General features: G+C 51.7%; 1 protein-coding gene. It reads left to right on the forward strand.

Annotated features, from left to right (window positions below; all coding sequences use genetic code 11):
* Positions 1-1287 (forward strand): sodium:solute symporter family transporter (locus OC23_RS05380; protein ID WP_038343358.1); only part of this gene is annotated, 1287 nt, incomplete at its 5' end.

The following is a 1287-nucleotide window of genomic DNA, read 5'->3' on the forward strand; positions in this document are numbered from 1 at the left end:
TTCCGTCTGGAAGAAAAGCCGGTACGTACTCTGGCGGCCTTCAGCTCACTGGTTGTGGTGGCGTTTTACCTGATTGCACAGATGGTCGGTGCAGGCCAGCTGATCAAGCTCCTGTTTGGCCTGAACTATAATATTGCAGTGGTGATTGTCGGTCTGTTGATGATGGCCTATGTGATCTTTGGCGGCATGCTGGCCACCACTTGGGTGCAGATCATTAAAGCGGTGATGCTGCTCAGTGGTGCAACCTTTATGGCATTTATGGTCATGAAAGCCGTCGGTTTCAGTTTTAGCAACATGTTCAATCAGGCGATTGGTGTCTATAGTCAGGCACATAGCATGAGCTGGGATGAAGCCGCCAAGATCATGGGACCGGGAAAACTGACAGCCAACCCGATTGATGCGTTGTCACTGGGTCTGGCCCTGATGTTTGGTACCGCCGGCCTGCCACATATCCTGATGCGTTTCTTTACCGTAAAAGATGCCAAGGAAGCACGTAAATCGGTGGTGGTGGCGACAGGCTTTATCGGTTACTTCTACCTGTTGACCTTCATTATCGGTTTTGGTGCGATCCTGTTTGTGGCCAACAACCCGCAATTCCTTGATCTGGCCAAAGCGGCGGTAACCGGCAAGCTGGAGCTGATTGGCGGGAACAACATGGCTGCGGTGCACCTGAGTGACGCGGTGGGCGGTGACCTGTTCATGGGCTTTATCTCGGCAGTGGCCTTTGCCACCATCCTTGCGGTGGTTGCCGGTTTAACCCTGTCAGGAGCTTCTGCAATTTCGCATGACCTATATGCCAACGTGTTTAAAAAGGGCAAAACCACGCCACAGTCGGAACTGCGGATGTCAAAAATCGCCACTTTGGGTTTAGCGATCTTTGCCATGATTCTGGGGATTTTATTCGAGAAACAAAACGTTGCCTTTATGGTGGGTCTGGCATTCTCGGTGGCATGTTGTGCCAACTTCCCGGTACTGGTGTTATCGATGTTCTGGAAAGGTCTGACCACACGTGGTGCAGTGATTGGAGGCGTGGTGGGTCTGGTTGGTGCAGTTAGCCTGATCATCCTGTCGAAAGCAGTCTGGGTAGACACGCTAGCGATTTCGGACACTGCGCCAAACCCGTTTAATGGCCCGGCATTATTTGCAATGCCACTGTCATTCTTCTGCTGCTGGTTGTTCTCTGTAACCGACAAGTCAGCACGTGCAGAGAAAGAGCGTAAAGCCTTTGATGCACAGTTTGTCCGTTCAATGACAGGGATCGGTGCTTCAGGTGCATCTGACCACTAA

This window comes from Acinetobacter sp. A47 (assembly GCF_000805455.1).
In the GTDB taxonomy this organism is placed as follows: domain Bacteria; phylum Pseudomonadota; class Gammaproteobacteria; order Pseudomonadales; family Moraxellaceae; genus Acinetobacter.